The sequence below is a fragment of the Pseudomonas sp. NCCP-436 genome (assembly GCF_019656335.1).
Classification (GTDB): domain Bacteria; phylum Pseudomonadota; class Gammaproteobacteria; order Pseudomonadales; family Pseudomonadaceae; genus Aquipseudomonas.
In genome coordinates, this window is the sequence record NZ_BPLZ01000004.1 from 288,441 (window position 1) to 307,587 (window position 19,147).

Annotated in this window: 14 protein-coding genes, 1 rRNA gene and 3 pseudogenes; 9 read left to right on the forward strand and 9 right to left on the reverse strand. The window is 62.5% G+C overall.

Going from position 1 to position 19,147, the window contains the following annotated elements; all coding sequences use genetic code 11:
• Window positions 1-237 precede the first annotated feature (237 nt).
• The 3 genes from NCCP436_RS07125 to NCCP436_RS07135 all read left to right on the forward strand — a co-directional run bounded on the left by NCCP436_RS07125 (window position 238) and on the right by NCCP436_RS07135 (window position 6,497).
• Window positions 238-1,281 carry an efflux RND transporter periplasmic adaptor subunit gene (locus NCCP436_RS07125; protein WP_259651460.1) on the forward strand — a complete coding sequence of 348 codons (1,044 nt, stop codon included), beginning with the start codon at window positions 238-240 and terminating at the stop codon, window positions 1,279-1,281.
• Window positions 1,278-4,448 (forward strand): efflux RND transporter permease subunit, encoded by a 3,171-nt coding sequence (locus NCCP436_RS07130; RefSeq protein ID WP_220803285.1) that lies wholly within the window; start codon window positions 1,278-1,280, stop codon window positions 4,446-4,448. The genes NCCP436_RS07125 and NCCP436_RS07130 overlap by 4 nt, the downstream gene beginning before the upstream one ends.
• A 462-nt stretch (window positions 4,449-4,910) precedes the next feature.
• On the forward strand, window positions 4,911-6,497 hold the full coding sequence (locus NCCP436_RS07135; protein WP_220803286.1) for an ABC-F family ATPase: 1,587 nt from the start codon (window positions 4,911-4,913) through the stop codon (window positions 6,495-6,497).
• A gap of 52 nt (window positions 6,498-6,549) precedes the next feature.
• Here NCCP436_RS07135 and NCCP436_RS07140 read toward each other — a convergent pair whose 3' ends face one another.
• Window positions 6,550-7,158 (reverse strand): FMN-dependent NADH-azoreductase, encoded by a 609-nt coding sequence (locus NCCP436_RS07140; RefSeq protein WP_220803287.1) that lies wholly within the window; start codon window positions 7,156-7,158, stop codon window positions 6,550-6,552.
• A gap of 118 nt (window positions 7,159-7,276) precedes the next feature.
• On the opposite strand from NCCP436_RS07140, the gene NCCP436_RS07145 reads away from it, so the two are divergent.
• Complete coding sequence (locus NCCP436_RS07145) at window positions 7,277-8,179, forward strand: LysR substrate-binding domain-containing protein (RefSeq protein WP_220803288.1); 903 nt, start codon at window positions 7,277-7,279, stop codon at window positions 8,177-8,179.
• Here the strand turns inward: NCCP436_RS07145 and NCCP436_RS17795 are convergent, their stop codons facing one another.
• The 3 genes and pseudogenes from NCCP436_RS17795 to NCCP436_RS07155 form a co-directional block, all read right to left on the reverse strand.
• The gene (locus NCCP436_RS17795) at window positions 8,180-9,001 is read right to left on the reverse strand and encodes a methyl-accepting chemotaxis protein (protein ID WP_375709478.1); all 822 of its coding nucleotides are present in this window, start codon (window positions 8,999-9,001) and stop codon (window positions 8,180-8,182) included.
• A 36-nt stretch (window positions 9,002-9,037) separates the two neighbouring features.
• Window positions 9,038-9,862, reverse strand: a pseudogene (locus NCCP436_RS17800) (cache domain-containing protein); the annotation flags it as partial.
• Window positions 9,863-9,977: 115 nt separating this feature from the next.
• Entirely contained in the window at window positions 9,978-11,297 is a 1,320-nt protein-coding gene (locus NCCP436_RS07155; RefSeq protein ID WP_220803290.1) for a Na+/H+ antiporter family protein, read from the reverse strand.
• A 482-nt stretch (window positions 11,298-11,779) separates the two neighbouring features.
• Between NCCP436_RS07155 and NCCP436_RS17805 the strand changes: the two are divergent.
• The 3 genes and pseudogenes from NCCP436_RS17805 to NCCP436_RS07165 form a co-directional block, all read left to right on the forward strand.
• Window positions 11,780-12,847: pseudogene (locus NCCP436_RS17805) on the forward strand (HAMP domain-containing protein); the annotation flags it as partial.
• 267 nt (window positions 12,848-13,114) lie between these two features.
• Window positions 13,115-13,705, forward strand: a pseudogene (locus NCCP436_RS17810) (methyl-accepting chemotaxis protein); the annotation flags it as partial.
• 92 nt (window positions 13,706-13,797) lie between these two features.
• A complete protein-coding gene (locus NCCP436_RS07165) occupies window positions 13,798-14,394 on the forward strand; it encodes an NADPH-dependent FMN reductase (RefSeq protein WP_220803292.1) in 597 nt (198 codons plus the stop codon).
• A gap of 82 nt (window positions 14,395-14,476) precedes the next feature.
• Here NCCP436_RS07165 and NCCP436_RS07170 read toward each other — a convergent pair whose 3' ends face one another.
• From NCCP436_RS07170 to NCCP436_RS07185, 4 genes are read right to left on the reverse strand one after another with little or no spacing between them, the layout of a single operon-like run.
• Entirely contained in the window at window positions 14,477-15,790 is a 1,314-nt protein-coding gene (locus NCCP436_RS07170; RefSeq protein ID WP_220803293.1) for an ATP-binding protein, read from the reverse strand.
• Entirely contained in the window at window positions 15,787-16,455 is a 669-nt protein-coding gene (locus tag NCCP436_RS07175) for a response regulator transcription factor (protein WP_220803294.1), read from the reverse strand. The genes NCCP436_RS07170 and NCCP436_RS07175 overlap by 4 nt, the downstream gene beginning before the upstream one ends.
• Window positions 16,455-16,769, reverse strand: coding sequence for a PepSY domain-containing protein (locus tag NCCP436_RS07180; protein WP_220803295.1), 315 nt, complete (start codon window positions 16,767-16,769; stop codon window positions 16,455-16,457). The genes NCCP436_RS07175 and NCCP436_RS07180 overlap by 1 nt, the downstream gene beginning before the upstream one ends.
• A complete protein-coding gene (locus tag NCCP436_RS07185; protein WP_220803296.1) occupies window positions 16,769-17,077 on the reverse strand; it encodes a PepSY domain-containing protein in 309 nt (102 codons plus the stop codon). The genes NCCP436_RS07180 and NCCP436_RS07185 overlap by 1 nt, the downstream gene beginning before the upstream one ends.
• Window positions 17,078-17,222: 145 nt before the next feature.
• On the opposite strand from NCCP436_RS07185, the gene NCCP436_RS07190 reads away from it, so the two are divergent.
• Together NCCP436_RS07190 and queD are read left to right on the forward strand one after the other, a co-directional pair.
• Window positions 17,223-18,302, forward strand: coding sequence for a patatin-like phospholipase family protein (locus NCCP436_RS07190; RefSeq protein WP_220803297.1), 1,080 nt, complete (start codon window positions 17,223-17,225; stop codon window positions 18,300-18,302).
• Between the two features lie 108 nt (window positions 18,303-18,410).
• Complete coding sequence (queD, locus tag NCCP436_RS07195) at window positions 18,411-18,767, forward strand: 6-carboxytetrahydropterin synthase QueD (RefSeq protein WP_220803298.1); 357 nt, start codon at window positions 18,411-18,413, stop codon at window positions 18,765-18,767.
• A gap of 264 nt (window positions 18,768-19,031) precedes the next feature.
• Here queD and rrf read toward each other — a convergent pair.
• A 5S ribosomal RNA gene (gene rrf / locus NCCP436_RS07200) occupies window positions 19,032-19,147 on the reverse strand.

Here is a 19,147-nt window from a genome sequence, read left to right on the forward strand (position 1 = left end):
TCTCTATTCGATTATTCCATTTCTGATAATAGTAAAAGCCGAAACCACGCCTATATCTTCAGGCGTGCCTGGCAGAGACTGCGCCGAGATCTACAGCGTTTGCAGGGTCCTGCCATGTTCACTTCTTTCAACAGTCGAGCTTCCATACCGGCCGCGCTCTTTGGCACAGCCGTCCTGACACTGGCGGGATATGCCCTCCTCAACGAGGGCATCTCTCAGGCAGAACCGGCAGACCCCGTGCCCGTAGTGGCTCGTCCCGCTACAAGCAGGCAGGTCACTGACTGGGCCGAATACTCCGGGCGGCTGGAGGCTGTCGAACGCGTTGAGATTCGTCCGAAGGTCGAGGGAACCTTGCTGGCCGTGCATTTCCGCGACGGGCAGCTGGTGCGCCAGGGCGACCTGCTGTTCACCCTCGATGCGGCGCCCTTCGAGGCCGATCTCAGGCGCGCCGAGGCGCTGCTGGCGCAGGCCGAGGACCGCCAGCGCTTCACCGCCCGGAATCTGGAGCGCGGTCGGCGCCTGATCCAGGCCAACGCCATCGCCAAACGCGACTTCGACGCCCTGGAGAATGCCGCCCGGGAAGCGCGCTCGGCGGTTCAGGCCGCCAGGGCGGTGGTCGAACGTAGCCGCCTGAATGTCGACTACACCCGCATCACCGCGCCGATCTCAGGGCGCGTTTCCCGCCCGGAGATCACCGCCGGCAACGAGGTGAAGGCCGGCGGGGATGCACCGCCGCTGACTTCCATCGTCAGCCTCGATCCGCTGTATGCCGCGTTTACCATCGATGAGCGCACCTACCTGCGCTACGTGGGTGCCCGTCGCGGCACGGACCCGCTGCAGGTGCAGGTCGGTCTGGCCGGTGACGACGGCCATCCCCTTGTCGGCCAGCTGTACTCCCTGGACAACCAGCTGGATACCCGCACCGGCACCCTGCGCGTGCGCGCCCTGCTGGCGAACCCCGACGGTCGCCTGGTCCCCGGGCTGCAGGCCCGGGTACGCATGCAGATCAGCGATCCGTACCAGGCGACCCTCGTGGACGAGGCGGCAGTCGCCACCGACCAGGACCGCCGTTTCGTGCTGGTGGTGGGTGACGACGGCCGGGTCGAGTACCGCCGCCTGGAGCTGGGCAGCCGGCAGGGTGACCAGCGCGTGGTTCGCCAGGGCCTGGAGCCCGGTGAGCAGGTGATCGTCGAGGGCGCCCAGCGCGTACGACCCGGCGATCTGGTTCGGGTCGAGCAGGCCGCACCGGCACTGGCCAGCGAACAGGAGGGCGCCCGATGAACCTGTCCCGCTTTTTCATCGACCGGCCGATCTTCGCGGGGGTGATCTCCGCGCTGATCTTCATCGCCGGGGCCATCGCGATGTTGGTCCTGCCCGTCTCCGAGTATCCGCAGGTGGTGCCGCCGTCCGTCGTCGTGCATGCCCAGTATCCGGGCGCCAACGCCACCACCCTGGCGCAGAGCGTGGCCGCGCCGATCGAGGAGGAGGTCAACGGCGTCGAGAACATGCTCTACATGCAGTCGCTGGCGAATGCCGACGGCAACCTCTACCTGACCGTGACCTTCAAGATCGGCACCGATCCGGATCAGGCCCTGCAGTGGGTGCGCAACCGCGTGGAACAGGCCGTGCCGCGGCTGCCGGAGGACGTGCAGCGCCTGGGTGTCACCACTATCAAGAGCTCGCCGAACATCACCCTGGCCGTGCACCTGGTTTCGCCCAACGGGGAATACGATGCCAATTACCTGAGCAACTACGCCATCCGGCATGTCCGTGACCGGCTCGCCCGCATCGATGGCGTGGGCCAGGTCAACCTCTGGGGGCCGGGCGCCTACGCCATGCGCATCTGGCTCGATCCGGAAGCGGTGGCGGCACGCGGCCTCACCGCGGCCGAGGTGGTGGCGGCGATCCGCGAGCAGAACGCGCAGGCGGCGGTGGGCAGCATCGGCACGGCGCCGATGGTCGAGCAGGCTCCGTTCCAGCTGTCGGTCAGCGCGGATGGTCGGCTGCGCAGCGTCGAGGAGTTCGGCGACATCGTCCTGCGCGCCGAGCCTGACGGTCGCACCACATTGCTGCGCGACGTGGCGCGCATCGAGCTGGCCGCCCAGGAGTATGGGGTGCGTGCCTATCTGGGCCGGGACGCGGCCGTGCCGCTGGCGATCATGGAAGCGCCGGGCGCCAACGCCCTGGAGATCGCCGTCAGGGTCCAGAGCACCATGGAGGAGCTGAAGACCCGGTTTCCCGCCGGGCTGGATTACCGCATCGTCTACAACCCGACCCGTTCGGTGCAGGCGAGCATCGATGCCGTGGTCCGGACGCTTTTCGAGGCCATCGGGCTGGTGGTGATCGTGGTGTTCCTCTTCCTGCAGACCTGGCGGGCCTCGATCATTCCGCTGCTGGCCGTGCCGGTGTCCATCGTCGGCACCATGGCCTGCCTGTACCTGTTCGGCTTCTCCATCAACGCCCTGAGCCTGTTCGGCCTGGTGCTGGCCATCGGCATCGTGGTGGACGACGCCATCGTGGTGGTGGAGAACGTCGAGCGCAACATCGCGCTGGGCCATTCCCCGCGCGAGGCCACCTACCTGGCCATGCGCGAGGTGAGCGGCCCGATCATCGCCATCGCCCTGACCCTGGTGGCGGTGTTCGTGCCGCTGGCCTTCCTCTCCGGGCTGACCGGGCGTTTCTACCAGCAGTTCGCGGTGACCATCGCGGTATCCACCGTGCTCTCGGCAATCAACTCGCTGACCCTGTCGCCGGCGCTTTCCGCGCTGCTGCTCAAGTCCCACGGCGAGCAGAGCGACTGGCTGTCGCGGGCGATGCAGCGGGTGTTCGGCGGGTTCTTCGGACGCTTCAACCGCGCCTTCACACGGGGTTCGGAGCGCTACGGGCGGGGCGTGGCGCGGCTGGCCGGGCGCAAGAGCCTGGTAATGGCGATCTATGCCGGGCTGCTGGGCGTTACCGTGCTGCTCGGCAAGGTGGTTCCGGGCGGGTTCGTGCCGGCGCAGGACAAGGAGTACCTGATCAGCTTCGTGCAGTTGCCGGCCGGTGCCTCGCTGGAGCGCACCGATGCGGTGCTCACGAAGATGACCGAGATCGCCCTGGACGAGCCGGGCGTGGCCTCCACCTCGTCCTATGCCGGCCTCTCGATCAACGGCACCACCACCAGTTCCAGCTCGGGGCTGTCGTTCATCCTCCTCAAGCCCTTCGAGGAACGCAAAGGGCTGAGCGCCGACGCCATCGCGGCATCGCTCAATGCCAAATATGCCGGTCTGGAAAAGGCCAGCTTCGCTGCGGTCTTCCCGGCGCCGCCGGTCATGGGCCTCGGCTCGCTGGGCGGCTTCAAGCTGCAGCTGGAGGACCAGGGCAATCTGGGCTATGACGCGCTCTACAAGGCGACCCAGGACTTCATCGCCGAGGCGGCCAGGCAGCCGGAGCTGTCGCCGCTGTTCAGCACCTACCAGATCAACGTGCCGCAACTGCGCATCGACCTGGATCGCCTCAAGGCCAAGCAGCTGGGGATTTCCGTCAGCGAGGTGTTCCAGACCCTGCAGGTCTACCTGGGCTCCTTCTACGTCAACGACTTCAACCTGTTCGGCCGGGTGTACCAGGTACGCGTGCAGGCGGATGCGCCGCATCGCGCCCACCCGGAGGACATCCTGCAGTTGAAGACCCGCGCCGCCGACGGCCAGATGGTCCCGCTCGCGGCCTTCGCCAGCGTCGAGCAGATTTATGGGCCGGAGCTGGTGACCCGCTACAACGGCTTCACCGCCGCGGACCTGAGCGGTGCACCGGCGCCCGGCTACTCGTCGTCGCAGGCCATGGCCGCCATCGAGCGGGTCGCCGCGAAAACGCTGCCGCCGGGCATCGGCTATGAATGGACCGATCTCACCTACCAGCAGATCATCGCCGGCAACAGCGCGCTGTGGATCTTCCCGCTCTGCGTACTGCTGGTCCTGCTGGTGCTGGCCGCGCAGTACGAAAGCCTGACCCTGCCGCTGTCGGTGATCCTGATCGTGCCGATGAGCCTGTTTTCGGCGCTGCTGGGCGTCTGGCTGACGGGAGGAGACAACAACATCTTCACCCAGATCGGGCTGATCGTGCTGGTCGGTCTGGCCTCGAAGAACGCCATCCTCATCGTCGAGTTTGCCCGTGAGCTGGAAATCGCCGGTCGTTCCACGCTGGATGCCGTGCTGGAAGCCTGCCGGCTGCGCCTGCGGCCGATCCTGATGACCTCGCTGGCCTTCATCATGGGCGTGGTGCCGCTGGTGGTCTCCCACGGCGCGGGCGCGGAAATGCGCCAGGCCATGGGTATCTCGGTGTTCTTCGGGATGCTTGGCGTCACCTTCTTCGGGCTGTTCCTGACGCCGGTGTTCTATCTGCTCATGCGCGGATTGTCAGGTCGGCCTTTGCGCTCTGCAAAAACGTGGAACGGTAGTGCCCAGGCGCACTGAGTGCAGGCGTCCCCCCGCCCGCCACGCCTGTTATCCCGCTGGGTGACGAACCTGGGAGCAACGCACGAACTTCAGGCCGGCTCCATCTGCGCGGCGCCTGCAGCAACACGCAAGTTGTGCAGGCGCCAGTGGCTTGGCAGCCCGGCCTGTCGACGCTACATGCTCGTGTGTCGCCTCTGGACAGGTAATATGCTGTGCGCTCTCCACGATGGCTGAAGTTGCAGCCGCCAAGTGATACCATTGCTCGCTTCGACGCCGTCCTGAGCACCAACAAGCTACGGCGTCACGATGCCCGACACTCCCACCCATGCCTCACCAGCCTCAGCGGCTTGTCTGCCGGCAGGGTCGTAGCCTTCACCCACGCGCGCAAGTTCATCTTCCTCGATTCAGGGCGGGCCGAAGACTCGAAAGCGGGATACCCCCGGTAAACAGCGCACCTCAAGTTACTGATAGGTAAGTCCTTTGATCTCCACCGCTAACATCACCATGCAGTTCGGCGCCAAACCGCTGTTCGAGAACGTTTCCGTCAAGTTCAACAACGGCAATCGCTACGGACTGATCGGCGCCAACGGCTGCGGCAAGTCCACCTTCATGAAGATCCTCGGCGGCGATCTGGAGCCGTCTGCCGGCCAGGTGATGCTCGAGCCGAACGTACGCCTGGGCAAACTCCGCCAGGATCAGTTCGCCTACGAAGAATTCAACGTGATCGATACTGTGATCATGGGGCACGAGGAACTGTGGCGGGTCAAGGCCGAACGCGATCGCATCTACTCGCTGCCTGAAATGAGCGAAGAAGACGGCATGAAGGTGGGCGAACTGGAAGGTGAGTTCGCCGAAATGGATGGCTACACCGCCGAATCCCGCGCTGGCGAGCTGCTGCTCGGCCTGGGGATTCCGCTGGAACAGCACTTCGGCCCGATGAGCGAAGTCGCTCCTGGCTGGAAGCTACGCGTACTGCTGGCTCAGGCGCTGTTTTCTGATCCGGATGTACTGCTGTTGGACGAACCCACCAACCACTTGGACATCAACACCATCCGCTGGTTGGAAAACGTGCTTACCGCGCGCAACAGCACCATGATCATCATTTCCCACGACCGTCACTTCCTCAACGCCGTCTGCACCCACATGGCGGATCTGGATTATGGTGAGCTGCGCCTGTTCCCAGGCAACTACGACGAATACATGACGGCGGCGACCCAGGCCCGCGAGCGCCTTCTGGCCGACAACGCCAAGAAGAAGGCGCAAATCGCTGAGCTGCAGCAGTTCGTCAGCCGCTTTTCGGCCAACGCCTCGAAGGCCAAGCAGGCCACCAGCCGAGCTCGTCAGATCGACAAGATCCAGCTTGAGGAAGTCAAACCGTCCAGCCGTGTCAGCCCTTTCATTCGCTTCGATCAGAGCAAGAAACTGCATCGCCAGGCGGTCACCGTCGAAAAGCTGTCCAAGGCTTTCGACGACAAGGTGCTGTTCAAGAATTTCAGCTTCACCATTGAGGCCGGCGAGCGTGTGGCCATCATCGGCCCCAACGGCATCGGCAAGACTACCCTGCTGCGCACCTTGGTCGGCGAGCTGGTGCCGGACAGCGGCGCAGTGAAATGGACAGACAGCGCCGAGGTCGGCTACTACGCCCAGGATCACGCCCACGACTTCGAGGCCGACGAGACTCTGTTCGAGTGGATGGGCCAATGGACTACCGGCGAGCAGAACATTCGCGCCGCCCTCGGCCGCATGCTGTTCTCTGCCGACGAGATCCAGAAATCGGTGAAAGTGCTCTCCGGTGGCGAGCAGGGGCGCATGTTGTTCGGCAAACTGGCCTGCCAGAAACCCAACGTACTGGTGATGGACGAGCCGACCAACCACCTGGACATGGAGTCCATCGAGGCGCTCAATCTAGCCTTGGAGAACTACCCCGGCACACTGATCTTCGTCAGCCATGACCGTGAGTTCGTTTCCTCACTGGCCACCCGTATCATCGAACTGAGCGACAACGGCGTGACCGACTTCAGCGGCACCTATGACGACTACCTGCGCAGCCAGGGCATCATCGTCTGACCCCCTGCCCCAGGCACAAAAAGCCCGCGAAAGCGGGCTTTTTTATTTCGCCTCAGGCGGCGACGAACAGCTCGGCAATTCGCTGACCGGCGCCATTCAGGGCCTCGGCGCGAGGCTCCTCGCCGTAGGACAGGCCTTCGGCACGGACGATCTCGATATCTTCGATGCCGAGGAAGTTGAGCACGTACACCAGATAATCCTCGTGCGCCTGACCACTCGGCTGACCGGCATGCAGGCCGCCGGCCGTGGAAACGATCACCACTTTCTTGCCGCCTGCCAGCCCTACAGGGCCGCTTTCGGTATAGCGGAAGGTCTTGCCGGCTACCGCGATCCGATCAATCCAGGCCTTGAGCTGGGTGGGGATGGTGAAGTTGTACATCGGCGCACCGATGACGATGGCATCGGCCGCAATAAACTCTTCCAGCGTGCGTTCGGCCAGCTCGGCTTCGTGCTTCTGCGCAGCATCGCGCAATTCGGCCGGCGTACCAGCGGCGACCAGGCTGGCAGCGGAGAGGTGACTGATCGCGTCGCTGGCCAAGTCGCGGTAAGTCACCTGGGCATTCGGCGCGACAACGCCCCAGGCCTCGACCACGGCGCGGCTGAGCTGACGGGAAGCGGATGCATCGCCGAGGATGCTGGAATCGAGGTGCAGTAGGTTCATGGCGTATCTCCAGAGTGTGATGCGACGTAACGGTGCGTTGGCGGAGATACTATCCATGAAGCCAATAGCCGATAAGATCCAAAAATGCGATGCTTCGTCCCATATATAGGACACTGAAATGCAAGACCTCAACGACTTGTTCTACTTCGCCAAAGTGGTGGAGGCCGGTGGTTTCACCGCTGCCGGAAGGCTGCTAGGCATTCCCAAGTCACGTTTGTCACGACGCATCGCAGAATTGGAACACCGCCTGGGCGCACGCCTGCTGCAGCGTTCGACGCGCAAGCTGGCACTCACCGATATCGGCGAACGCTACCTGCGTCATTGCCAGGCGATGCTGCTGGAAGCCGAACAGGCCGAGGAAACCGTGGCCAACCTGACCAGCGAGCCGCGCGGCCGGGTGCGGTTCTCAACGCCACCTGGCGTGACGCTGCTGCCGGACCTGATCAGCGAGTTCCTGAAGCGCTACCCCAGGGTGCAGCTGGAAGTACTGCAGACAAGCCGCCGCGTCGACCTGCTCAACGAGGCCGTGGATGTGGCCCTGCGCGTGCGTAACGTCAATGATGAAGAACCCAGCCTGATCACACGCCGCCTGCTGCCTGCGCGCGCCCATATCGTGGCGCACCCGGAGCTGATCAGCGGGCTGAACCTGGAACAGCCTGAGGATCTCCAGCAACTGCCGGCTCTGGGTTCGATTCGCGCAGATCGGCGTATCCATCTGCGCTTCTGTCACGCCACGACGCAGCAAGTTCGGGAAATTGCCCTGGAAGCACGCCTGGCGGTCGACGACTTTCCCATGCGCAAGGCTGCAGCATTGGCGGGGATCGGCATCACGCTGCTACCGACCACGCATTGTCACGAGGAACTGGCCGACGGTCGTCTCATCGCCCTGCTGCCGCAGTGGACCGTACCGCAAGGCCACATCCAGCTGGCCTATACCCACAGGCGCGGCATGTCGCCAGCAGTCCGCGCCTGGATCGAACTGCTGAGCGACGCTTTCAGCCGCTGGAGCTACCCGGTCTGATCAGATGCGGAACTGACGCACCAGCGCTCCCAGACGCTCACCGAGACCCGCCAGGCTGCGAGCCGTCTGCGCGCCGCGCTCGGTTTCATCGGCGACGCTGTCCACGGCAACCGCGATCTGATGCACGCTGCGGTTGATCTCCTCGGCCACAGCGGTCTGCTCCTCTGCGGCGCTGGCGATCTGCGCGTTCATCGCGTTGATGGTGGCGATCAGTTGAGCGATGGCATCGAGGGATTCTCCGGCCTTGTTGGCCTGCTCGCTGGTCAGTTCGCCGGCATCGCTGGAGCGCCGCATCGAACTCACCGACTGCTGCGCGCCCTGCTGCAGACGATCGATCATTCCCTGGATTTCCTGAGTGCTCTGCTGGGTACGGCTGGCCAGCGCCCGCACCTCATCGGCGACCACGGCGAAACCTCGCCCGGCTTCACCGGCACGCGCCGCCTCGATGGCCGCGTTGAGCGCCAGCAGGTTGGTCTGCTCGGCAATGGAGCGAATCACATCGAGCACGCTGACGATCGACTGCACGTCCTGCTGCAGGCTGTCGAGCGAGACACCACTGCTGCGGATGTCCTCTACCAGCGAATGAATACGCTGGATGCTGCCGTCGACCACACTCTTCGCCGCCTGACCTTCGCGGTCGGTCTGCTGCGCGGCTTCTGCGGCGTTCTGCGCACTTTTCGCGACTTCGTGAGCAGCGGCCGACATTTCGTTGATCGCCGTGGCCACCTGATCGGTTTCGTGGCGCTGCTGTGCCATCGCCTGCTCCGAACGTTGCGCCTGCTCGGAAACCTGACTGACCAACTCGGTGAGCTGCCCGGTCATCTCGACGATCTGCCGAACCAGACCGTGCACCTTCTCGACAAACCGGTTGAACGAGCCGGACAGTTGCCCCAGTTCATCATCACTGGTCACGGGCAAACGACGGGTCAGGTCGCCCTCACCCGCCGCGATGTCGTCGAGGTTGTCCTTGATCTGCTGCAGCGGACGCAGGAATGCGTTACCCAGCCATACGCCGACCGCCCCGAACACCAGCAGCAGAATCACCGCCACGACCACGATGCTGGTGATGATGGTGTTGATACGCTGGTCGATATCTTTCTGCACCTCGCTGATCTGCGCCTCGATGCCATCGAGGTTCAGTGCGGTGCCAAGAGCCATGTCCCACTTCGGCAGGTAGTAGCTGTAGGCGAGCTTGGGCACCATCACCGATTCATTGCCTGGCAGCGGCGAGGAATAGTTGACGAAGTAGCTGTTGTTCTTCGCCACGTTGACCAGCTCGCGGTTGATGTAGACGCCGTTGGAGTCGCGCCGGTCAGCCAGGTTCTTGCCGACATCCACCGGGCTGTCACCACGGAACAGGCGCACCACGTTGGAATCGTGGCCGAAGAAGTAGCCATCTGCGCCGTACTTGATCTTGGAAAGAATGGCGATGGCCTGTTCGCGACTGGCCATGTCACCCTCTGCGGCGCTGTCGTAGAGCCCCTTCACGGAGCCCAGGGCGATCTGGATGTAATGCTCCAGCTCGGTGCGTTTTTCCTGCAGCAAGCGCTCGCGCGTCTCGGCCACTTCGTCAACCGCAAGGTTCTGCAGGACTCGCGCGGCGGTGCCACTGAGCACCAGCGCGAAGAGGATGACGGGAACCAGCGCGAGCAGGATCACTTTGCTTTTTAATGTGAGGCGCATTCTTGTTGTCCTTCTTATGCGGAAGCAAAACGGGGCTACCGATGTATCGGCAGCCCCGTGGAAGAATTAAGCGACCCCACGCGCCGAAAACTTAATTCGGCGTCGGCTCACGCCGTCAGAGGAGCATGGCGGCCGCCCAGCCGAACGCCAGCAGCGGCAGGTTGTAGTGCAGGAAGGTAGGCACCACGCTGTCCCAGATGTGATTGTGCTGACCATCGGCGTTGAGCCCCGAGGTCGGGCCAAGCGTGGAGTCCGATGCCGGGGAACCGGCATCGCCCAGAGCACCGGCGGTGCCGACGATGCAGACGATGGCCAGCGGGCTGAAGCCCAGCTGGATGCACAGCGGCACGAAGATCGCGGCGATGATCGGCACGGTGGAGAACGACGAGCCGATGCCCATGGTCACCAGCAGTCCCACCAGCAGCATCATGAACACGCCAAGGCCACGGCTGTTGCCAATCCACTCGGCAGAGGCATCCACCAGGCTCTTGACCTCGCCAGTGGCGGTCATCACCTCGGCGAAACCCTGGGCGGAGATCATAATGAAGCCGATCATGGCCATCATTTTCATGCCTTCGGTGAACAGGCCGTCCGCCTCTTTCCAGCGCACCACGCCTGAAGCAGTGAAGATCACAAAGCCCAGCAAAGCACCGACAATCATCGAGTCCAGCCACAACTGCACCACGAAGGCGACGGCCACTGCAACAGCCGCAACCAGTAGGGTCTTGGGGCTGTACTCGGCGGTACCTCGCTCGGCCTGCTGGATCTTCTGCAGGCCATATACGCGCTTGCCGCGATAGCTGAAGAATACCGCCACCAACAGACCACACAGCATGCCCAGAGCCGGAATCAGCATAGCCTGAGTAACGCTAACCCCACTGATGTCGACACCCCCCTTGGAGACATTGGCCAGCAGGATGTTGTTCAGGAAAATGTTGCCAAAGCCCACCGGCAGAAACATATAGGGTGTGACCAGACCAAAGGTGATCACGCAGGCAATCAGTCGGCGGTCGATCTGCAACCGCGTCAGCACGTACAACAGCGGAGGCACCAGCAGCGGAATAAATGCGATGTGAATCGGCAGGATGTTCTGGGATGACACCGACACAGCCATCAGCAGGCAGATCAGTAGCCATTTGACGCCGTCTTCACCCGCTTTGCTTTGCCGCCCCACCATGGCCAGAATCTTGTCCGCCAGAGCATGCGCCAGACCGGACTTGGCAATGGCTACAGCAAAAGCCCCGAGCAATGCGTAGGAAAGAGCCACCGTGGCCCCAGCTCCAAGCCCCTTGTTGAACGCTGCCAGAGCCCCCTCCATACCCAGCCCGCCGATCAAGCCGCCGGCCAGAGCGCCGATGATCAGTGCTACTACCACATGAATACGGCACAGACTCAGCACCAACATGATGCCGACTGCGGCGATTACTGCATTCATAACGCGAATTCCACCTGGGAAATGCCGGCAACAAACCGGGGAAATACAGGCAAGGGATACGCCCAGACCAGGCGCGATGCCCACAGAACAGAGCCCATCCATGGCCACCCAAGAAAAAACCGCGGACTCTGCCGCATAGCATCAGGGATGTCAAAAACAGTCCGCATCTTTAACTAACAATGCGGACAACTGACACTATGATCAAGAATATTCCCTCGCCGCCGATACCCGTTTCATAGCGTTCACTGCCGAAAGGAACCGTCATGCTGTTCAGTCACCTCTCGATACAGTTGAAGATCACCCTGCTGGCCGGCCTATGCCTGCTGGCAATCGTTACTCTGCTGGTCGGAGCCTCTCAGTATCAATCCAGTCACAGTGCCCACCTGGTGCGCGAAGCCAGCTCCAGCATGCTGGAGGAAGGTGCCAAGCAGCGCCTTCAGGCGCGTAGCGAACTACAGGCCATCCGTATCCAGCGCTACTTTATGGATGTCTACCAGTACGGTCTCGGCTTCTCCCGACAGATCCTGTTCCTGCGTGAACAGGCCGAGAAACGCTTCCTTGATGCCTTTGACCTGCGCGAAGACCTTACCCGCCAGGTGCGCAGCAGCCTGGAGGCCAACCCTTCCCTGCTGGGGCTGTACCTGGTATTCCAGACCAATGCCCTGGACGGCAAGGACGAACTGTTTGTCGACCAGCCCGAACTGGGCAGCAACGAATCGGGCCGCTTCTCTCTCTATTGGGCGCAATCGAAAGCCGGCGTGCTGGTCTCCGAAAGCATGAGCGAAGAGCTGCTGGGCGACACGAGCCTTGGCGCCAATGGCATCCCCTACAACAGCTGGTACACCTGCCCACTGGAAACACGCAGGGCCTGCGTCATTGAGCCTTATTACGACACCGTGGACGAAGAGCGCATCCTGATGACCAGCATCGCCTTCCCACTGGAGCTCGACGGAAAAATCATCGGCGTAATGGGCATCGATATCAGCCTGGCCAGCCTGCAACAGCTCAGTGCCGAAGCCAATGCAGAACTATATGACGGTCGCGGTCACATCAGCATTTTCAGCTCCCAGGCCCTGCTGGCTGGTCACAGCCGCGACGCCAGCCTACTCAGCCAACCCGTGGAAAAGGCCTACGGCGAACAGGCCGGAGAACTGCGCGAGCTGATCCAAAAAGGCTCCAAGGCCCAACTGATGCACAACGAGATGCTGCGTGAGCTCAGCCCCTTCCAGCCAATTCCCGATGCGCGCCCCTGGACCGTACTGATGGAGGTTCCACAGTCGGCACTGCTGGAGCGCGCCACCGAACTGGGTATCCAGCTTGACCAACGACGCGCCAGCGACAGCCTGACCGCGCTGCTGCTGGGTTTGGTAGCCGTGATTATCGGCCTGTTGCTGATGTGGTTGACCGCACGCGGGGTAACACGCCCCATTCTCGGCGTGGCCGCCATGCTCAAGGACATCGCCAGCGGCGAAGGCGACCTGACTCGCCGTCTGCAGTACGCACGCCAGGATGAACTGGGTGAATTGGCCGGCTGGTTCAACCGTTTCCTCGACAAACTGCAACCGATCATCGCCGACGTGAAGAGCAGCGTTATCGATGCCCGCAGCACCGCCGATCAGGCCGCGGCCATCGCCAGCCAGACCAGTGCCGGCATGCAGCAGCAATACCGCGAAGTGGATCAGGTGGCCACCGCCTTCCAGGAAATGAGCGCCACTGCCCAGGATGTCGCCCACAACGCGGCACAAGCCGCAGAAGCGGCGCGCCATGCCGACCAGGCCAGCCGTGAAGGACAGCAGGTCATTGGCCGAACCACCAGCACCATCGAGCTGCTGGCCAATGAAATGAATGTAGCCATGCAGGAGGTGGAAGGTCTGGCCAGCAGCAGCGAGCAGATCGGTTCGGTGCTGGAGGTGATTCGCGCGATTGCCGAGCAGACCAATCTGCTGGCACTCAACGCTGCCATTGAAGCCGCTCGAGCCGGCGAGGCCGGACGCGGTTTTGCCGTGGTAGCCGACGAGGTACGCAACCTGGCCAAACGCACGCAGGACTCGGTGGAGGAAATCCGCCAGGTAATCGAAGGTCTGCAAAGCGGCACCCGCGAGGTGGTCAGCACCATGCACAGCAGTCATCGCCAGGCTCAGGGCAGCGTCGAACAGGTACAGGAAGCGGTCGCCTCGCTGCAGCGTATCAGTCAGGCCGTCAGCCTGATCACCGACATGAACCTGCAGATTGCCAGTGCCGCAGAGGAGCAGAGCTCGGTCGCCGAAGAAATCAACCGCAACGTGGCCTCCATCCGCGATGTTACCGAGTCCATCAGCCGCCAGGCCGAGGAGTCGGCGCAGGTCAGTCAGAACCTCAACCGCCTGGCCAACCACCAGCAGGGACTGATGGATCAATTCCGCGTATGACACCAAATCATCCCTGCAGTGGCGGCAGGGCTCTTGCGGCGCAGGCAGGCTTGCCCTAGCCTGCGCCTTCGTTCTTTTTCAGGGGAAACATCATGCTCAATATCGCCCTGGTTGCCGGCTCCAGCCGCAGCAACAGCCAGTCGGGCAAAGTCGCACGTTTTCTTCGTCAGCGCCTGATAGATCTTGGCCACACGACCCAGGAACAGAGCAATGTCATTGATCTGGGCCTGGCGCCTCTGCCACTCTGGCCTGCAGATGACAGCGGCCCATGGGAACTGTTCCGCCAACAGCTGGCCGCAGCCGATGCGGTGGCCATCGTCGCCCCGGAGTGGAACGGCATGGCCTGCCCGGCAGTCAAGAACTTCTTTCTCTATGCCAGCAAGGCCGAACTGGCTCACAAGCCCGGGCTGCTGGTCGGCGTCTCGTCGGGCATCGGCGGCGCCTATCCGATCAGTGAACTGCGCGCCTCCGGCTACAAGAACTGCCGGCTGTGCTACCTGCCCGAACACCTGATCGTGCGCCAGGTCGAGAAGGTTCTGAATGGCCCGCAGCCAGCGGACGAAGCCGATGAGCGAATCCGTGCCCGAATCGATTACACGCTCGACGTGCTGGTACGCTACGCTCACGCCCTGCAGCCGGTGCGGGCTGCCATCAACTTCGACAATCCGGCCTTCGCCAACGGCATGTAACTACTGCAAGGTGGTGGCCGCAAAGGCGTTTGCGGCCGTTTGCAGTCGCCAGGCGGTGCGTCGCCTGGCGACCGCCAGAGCTTCAACGCCGTGGCAGACTGACCTGTACTCGCAAGCCCCCCAGGGGACTTTCCTGCAGATCGATACGACCGTTCCAAGCCTCGATGATATCGCGCACGATTCCCAGCCCCAGACCGTGCCCCGCTACCTGCTCGTCCAGCCGGGTGCCGCGGCCAAGCACCGCCTCGCGGCGTGAGGCATCGATGCCCGGACCATCATCATCGACATACAGAAGATAACCGTCGGCGCTCTCCTCCACTGTCAACTGCACGCGCTGCCGCGCCCATTTGCAGGCGTTGTCCAGCAGATTGCCAAGCAGCTCCAGCAGATCCTCGCGGTCACGCGGCAGAACCAGGCCAACCGGCGCCTGCCAGTCAAGGCTCAAACCGCGGTCATGGATCATCGACAAGGTGGCAAACAGTCCCGGCAGCTCCTGCGCGCAATCGAAACGCGCGCCCGGCAGGACCTCACCGGCCAGACGCGCGCGCCCCAGTTCGCGACCAAGACGCTGCTCGATCTGCTCCAGTTGCTCGCGCATGCTCGCGCGCAACTCCGGATGTGTGGCCATCTCCTCCCGTCCGGCCAGACTGATCAGCACTGCCAGCGGTGTCTTGAGCGCATGACCAAGGTTCCCCAGTGCATTACGCGAACGCTTGAGGGTGTCCTCTGTATGCGCCAACAGGTGGTTGATCTGTGCGACCAGCGGTTCCAGCTCCTCCGGCACCTCGGCATCCAGATCGGTACGCCGCCCCTGCTGCAACTGCGCGATCTGCTGGCGCACCTGCTCCAGCGGGCGTAGCGCGCGGCGCACGGTGTAGCGCTGGGCAATCAGTATCAGCAACAGTGCGGCACCGCCCAGCCCCAGGCCAACCCACTGCATGCGGCGAAAGCTCTGCAGTATCGGCTGGTAGTCCTGCGCCACGCTGATCGAGAGATTCTCGCCATAGCGTCGGTAATCGGCGCGGTAGATCAGCAACAACTGGCCTTGCGGACCATCGCCCAGCTCGGCCTGCATGCCGGTACCATCGGGTCTGAGCAGCTCACGATCCCACAGCGAGCGCGAACGCCAGCTGCGGTCGGAAAAATCGATACGAAAGTAATGCCCGGAAAATTGCCGCTGAAAAGAAGGGTCAAGGCGTCGCTCATCCAGCTGTATGCCCGAAGGCCCACGCACCAGCGCCGCCAGCAGTCCTTGCGCCTCGTCGCGCAGATCTTCTTCCAGATAAGCGCGCAGACCGCGATCAAATACCCAGAGGCTGGCCTGTGCCAGAACCAATCCGACCAGCAACAGCGTCGCGGCCAGGCCGATACCGAGCCGGCGCTGAATGGACCTCAACCCTGCTCTCCGGTAAAGCGATAGCCTTGCCCGCGGCGCGTCTCGATCACGTTGCGCCCGAGCTTGCCGCGCAGCCGATTGACGTGTACTTCGATGACATTGGAGTCGCGCTCGGTCTCCCCGTCGTATAGATGGTCGGCGAGATGACTCTTGGAGAGGATCTGCCCCGGGTGCAGCATGAAATAACGCAGCAAACGAAACTCGGCAGCGGTCAGGTCGACGGCCTCACCACCAGACGTCACGCATTGACGGCTTTCATCCAGTTGCAGACCGGCAGCCTCCAGTTGCGGCTGGTTGGCCAGGCCATGGGCACGACGCAACAGCGCCTGTATGCGCAGGGCCAGCTCTTCGGGATGGAAGGGTTTGGTCAGGTAATCGTCGGCACCGGCCTTGAGACCCTCGATGCGCTCGGCCCAGGAACCACGCGCCGTCAGTACCAGCACCGGTGTCGCCAGGCCGCCGGCGCGCCATTCCTGCAGCACCTCGAGGCCCGGCTTGCCGGGAAGGCCCAGGTCGAGAATGATCAGGTCATACGGCTCGCTCGCCCCCTGATAGGCCGCGTCACGTCCATCGGCCAGCCAGTCCACGGCGTAGCCCTGGCGAGTCAGGCTGGCAGTCAGCTCGTCGGCCAGAGGGACATTGTCTTCCACCAGCAACAGGCGCATCAGTCGTCTTCCTCATCCTTCAGAATATTGCCGTTGCGGGCATCCAGTTCGAGTTCGCGCACCACGCCCGATGTGGTCAGGATCTCGACTTCATAAACCAGCACGCCATCTTCCTCCTCCAACTCCGCTTCGAGCAAAGTAGAGCCGGGATAGGCATTGCCGACGTACTGCATCAACTGCTCGAAGGGCATGATTACGCCCTCGCGGCGCAAACGCAGGGCCTCATCCTGATCGAGGTCACGCGCAGCGCCTGGCCCAGTGGCAAAGCCGCAGGCCAGAAGGAGCAACAGCGTGAAGGTACGACGAAACTTCATCAATCGTCCTGGTGGTTCTTGAGAATTTCCCCGGTACTGGCATCCAGCTCCAGGTCCCATTGCACGCCTTGAGCGTCGCGCAGCTCGATCTGATAGATATAGCGACCGTATTCGTCTTCCAGCTCTGTTTCCTCGATGCGCGCCCCCGGGTGCTGAGCCAGAGCCGCTTCATTGAGCTGTTCGAAGGACTTGATAGTTCCGGCGTCACGCAGGCGCAAGGCCTCGTCCGGGCCGAGATCGCGCGCCTGAGCCATGGTAGCGGCGCTGACGAGGGTGACAAGCGTTGCAAGCTTGAGCAGTCGTTTCATGGAATTCTCCAGCAGTAGTTCAATGACTGCCACTCTAGTCCCGAGCACTTAATTCAAGCTGAATTCACCTGCGTCATTCACGACATGAAGTCGCTTGGCCTGCTCCATCAGCGCTCTATAATCGCCTGTTCGAAAGGAGCCATCGATGAGCACGATCCACATCAAGTCCCCTGCCCTGACCTTGAAGGCGGGCCCCAAAGCCTTGGCGCGAATTCGCCAGAATGGCCTGAGCCCGGCGGATGTCGGCATTCTGCCGGGCGCGGCTGGCGGCCCCAAAGGCATCGGCATTCAGGGTCTGGATCTCGCGCTGTTCGGTGACTGGCTGCCTCGAGCGCCGCGTGAGCGCGCTCTGGTCGGCGCCTCCATCGGCTCCTGGCGCTTTGCCAGCGCCTGCCTGCCGGATCCAGCCGAAGGAATTCGTCGACTCGGCGAGCTGTATACCTCTCAGCGATTCGCCAGGCGCGTGACCATGGCAGAGGTATCGCGCAGTTGCAGGCAGATGCTCGCCGAACTGCTCGCCGACCAGGACGAAGCCATCATCGCCAACCCGCACTATCGCTTGCATATCGTCGTGGTGAAAAGCCATGGCCTGCTGCAGCACGATCATCGCGGAAAACTGAGCCTCGGCCTGTCATCGGTGATCGGCAACAACCTGTTGGCCCGCCAGCGCCTGGGGCGTCATTTTGACCGGGTCATACTGCACGACGCACGGCAAACCCCACCGTTCGGGGAACTCAGAGACTTCCGCTCACACTTCCATACCCTGACCGCGGAGAACCTGCGTCACGCCTTGCTCGCATCGGGCTCGATTCCCATGGTGATGGAGGCGATTCGCGAGATACCTGGCTTGGAGCCAGGCGCTTATCGTGATGGCGGCCTGCTCGACTACCATCTTGATCTGCCCTACGGCGGCGACGATATCGTCCTCTACCCGCACTTCACCGATCGCGTGATTCCAGGCTGGTTCGACAAGACCATGCCGTGGCGCCGTGGCGACCGTACTCGCCTGCAGAATGCCGTGCTAATCGCCCCTTCGCGGGAGTATCTGGCGCGCCTGCCGCACGGCAAACTGCCGGATCGCACCGACTTCAAACGCTACCTGGGCAACGACGATGGCCGCGAGCGCTATTGGCGTCAGGCCATGGCAGAGAGCGCGCGACTCGGTGATGAATTTCTCGAGCTAGTCGAAAACGGCCGTCTGGCTGAACGCCTGCAACCACTTTGATGGGCACGCTCAACGTAGAGCGGATGTGATCAGGCATCTATCTACAGAGCTGATAAACTGCACCGCTCAACGCCAATCAGGTGGAATCATCTACGCGAGCGCTGTTCAGTGGAATTGTTCAAAGAGTTCATCTTCGAGGCGGCCCATCGCCTTCCCCACGTACCGGCAGGCCACAAGTGCGGCCGTCTGCACGGTCACTCCTTCCGGGTCGCGATCTATATCGAAGGTGATGTCGATCCCCATACCGGCTGGATTCGCGACTTCTCCGAGATCAAGGCGATCTTCAAGCCAATCTACGAACAACTCGATCACAACTATCTGAACGAAATCCCCGGCCTGGAAAACCCAACCAGCGAAGTGCTCGCCAAGTGGATCTGGCAACAGGTCAAGCCGCTGCTCCCGGAGCTGTCCCGCGTACGCATCCACGAAACCTGCACCAGTGGCTGTGAATACCGCGGCGACTGACCGCGCTCAGAGACGCAAAGGCCACCCTCGCGGTGGCCTTTTCGTTGACGCCTGGCAACGCGCCTCTTCGTAGACAGTGCTGCATGCGCCGGTTTTTTCGGCGCGGAAAAGAAGAAACCCCAGACCTCTTTGGAGATCCGGGGTTTCGTATAGGAGTTTGACGAGGATTTGGCCGGCACTCCGGGATCTCACCGTCACGCGCCATTTTTTGCGCAGACAGAAGAACGCCCAGTCTGCGTTAGCAAACTGGGCGTTCGTATAGGAGCTTGACGATGACCTACTCTCACATGGTGAAGCACCACACTACCATCGGCGATGCGTCGTTTCACTTCTGAGTTCGGGATGGGATCAGGTGGTTCCAACGCTCTATGGTCGTCAAG

Coding starts and splice junctions, on each gene's coding strand:
- NCCP436_RS07130 (WP_220803285.1), top strand. CDS start 1,278: ATGAACCTGTCCCGCTTTTTCATCGACCGGCCGATCTTCGCGGGGGTG.
- NCCP436_RS07140 (WP_220803287.1), bottom strand. CDS start 7,158: ATGAACCTACTGCACCTCGATTCCAGCATCCTCGGCGATGCATCCGCT.
- NCCP436_RS07145 (WP_220803288.1), top strand. CDS start 7,277: ATGCAAGACCTCAACGACTTGTTCTACTTCGCCAAAGTGGTGGAGGCC.
- NCCP436_RS17795 (WP_375709478.1), bottom strand. CDS start 9,001: ATGACCGGGCAGCTCACCGAGTTGGTCAGTCAGGTTTCCGAGCAGGCG.
- NCCP436_RS07155 (WP_220803290.1), bottom strand. CDS start 11,297: ATGAATGCAGTAATCGCCGCAGTCGGCATCATGTTGGTGCTGAGTCTG.
- NCCP436_RS07165 (WP_220803292.1), top strand. CDS start 13,798: ATGCTCAATATCGCCCTGGTTGCCGGCTCCAGCCGCAGCAACAGCCAG.
- NCCP436_RS07175 (WP_220803294.1), bottom strand. CDS start 16,455: ATGCGCCTGTTGCTGGTGGAAGACAATGTCCCTCTGGCCGACGAGCTG.
- NCCP436_RS07180 (WP_220803295.1), bottom strand. CDS start 16,769: ATGAAGTTTCGTCGTACCTTCACGCTGTTGCTCCTTCTGGCCTGCGGC.
- NCCP436_RS07185 (WP_220803296.1), bottom strand. CDS start 17,077: ATGAAACGACTGCTCAAGCTTGCAACGCTTGTCACCCTCGTCAGCGCC.
- NCCP436_RS07190 (WP_220803297.1), top strand. CDS start 17,223: ATGAGCACGATCCACATCAAGTCCCCTGCCCTGACCTTGAAGGCGGGC.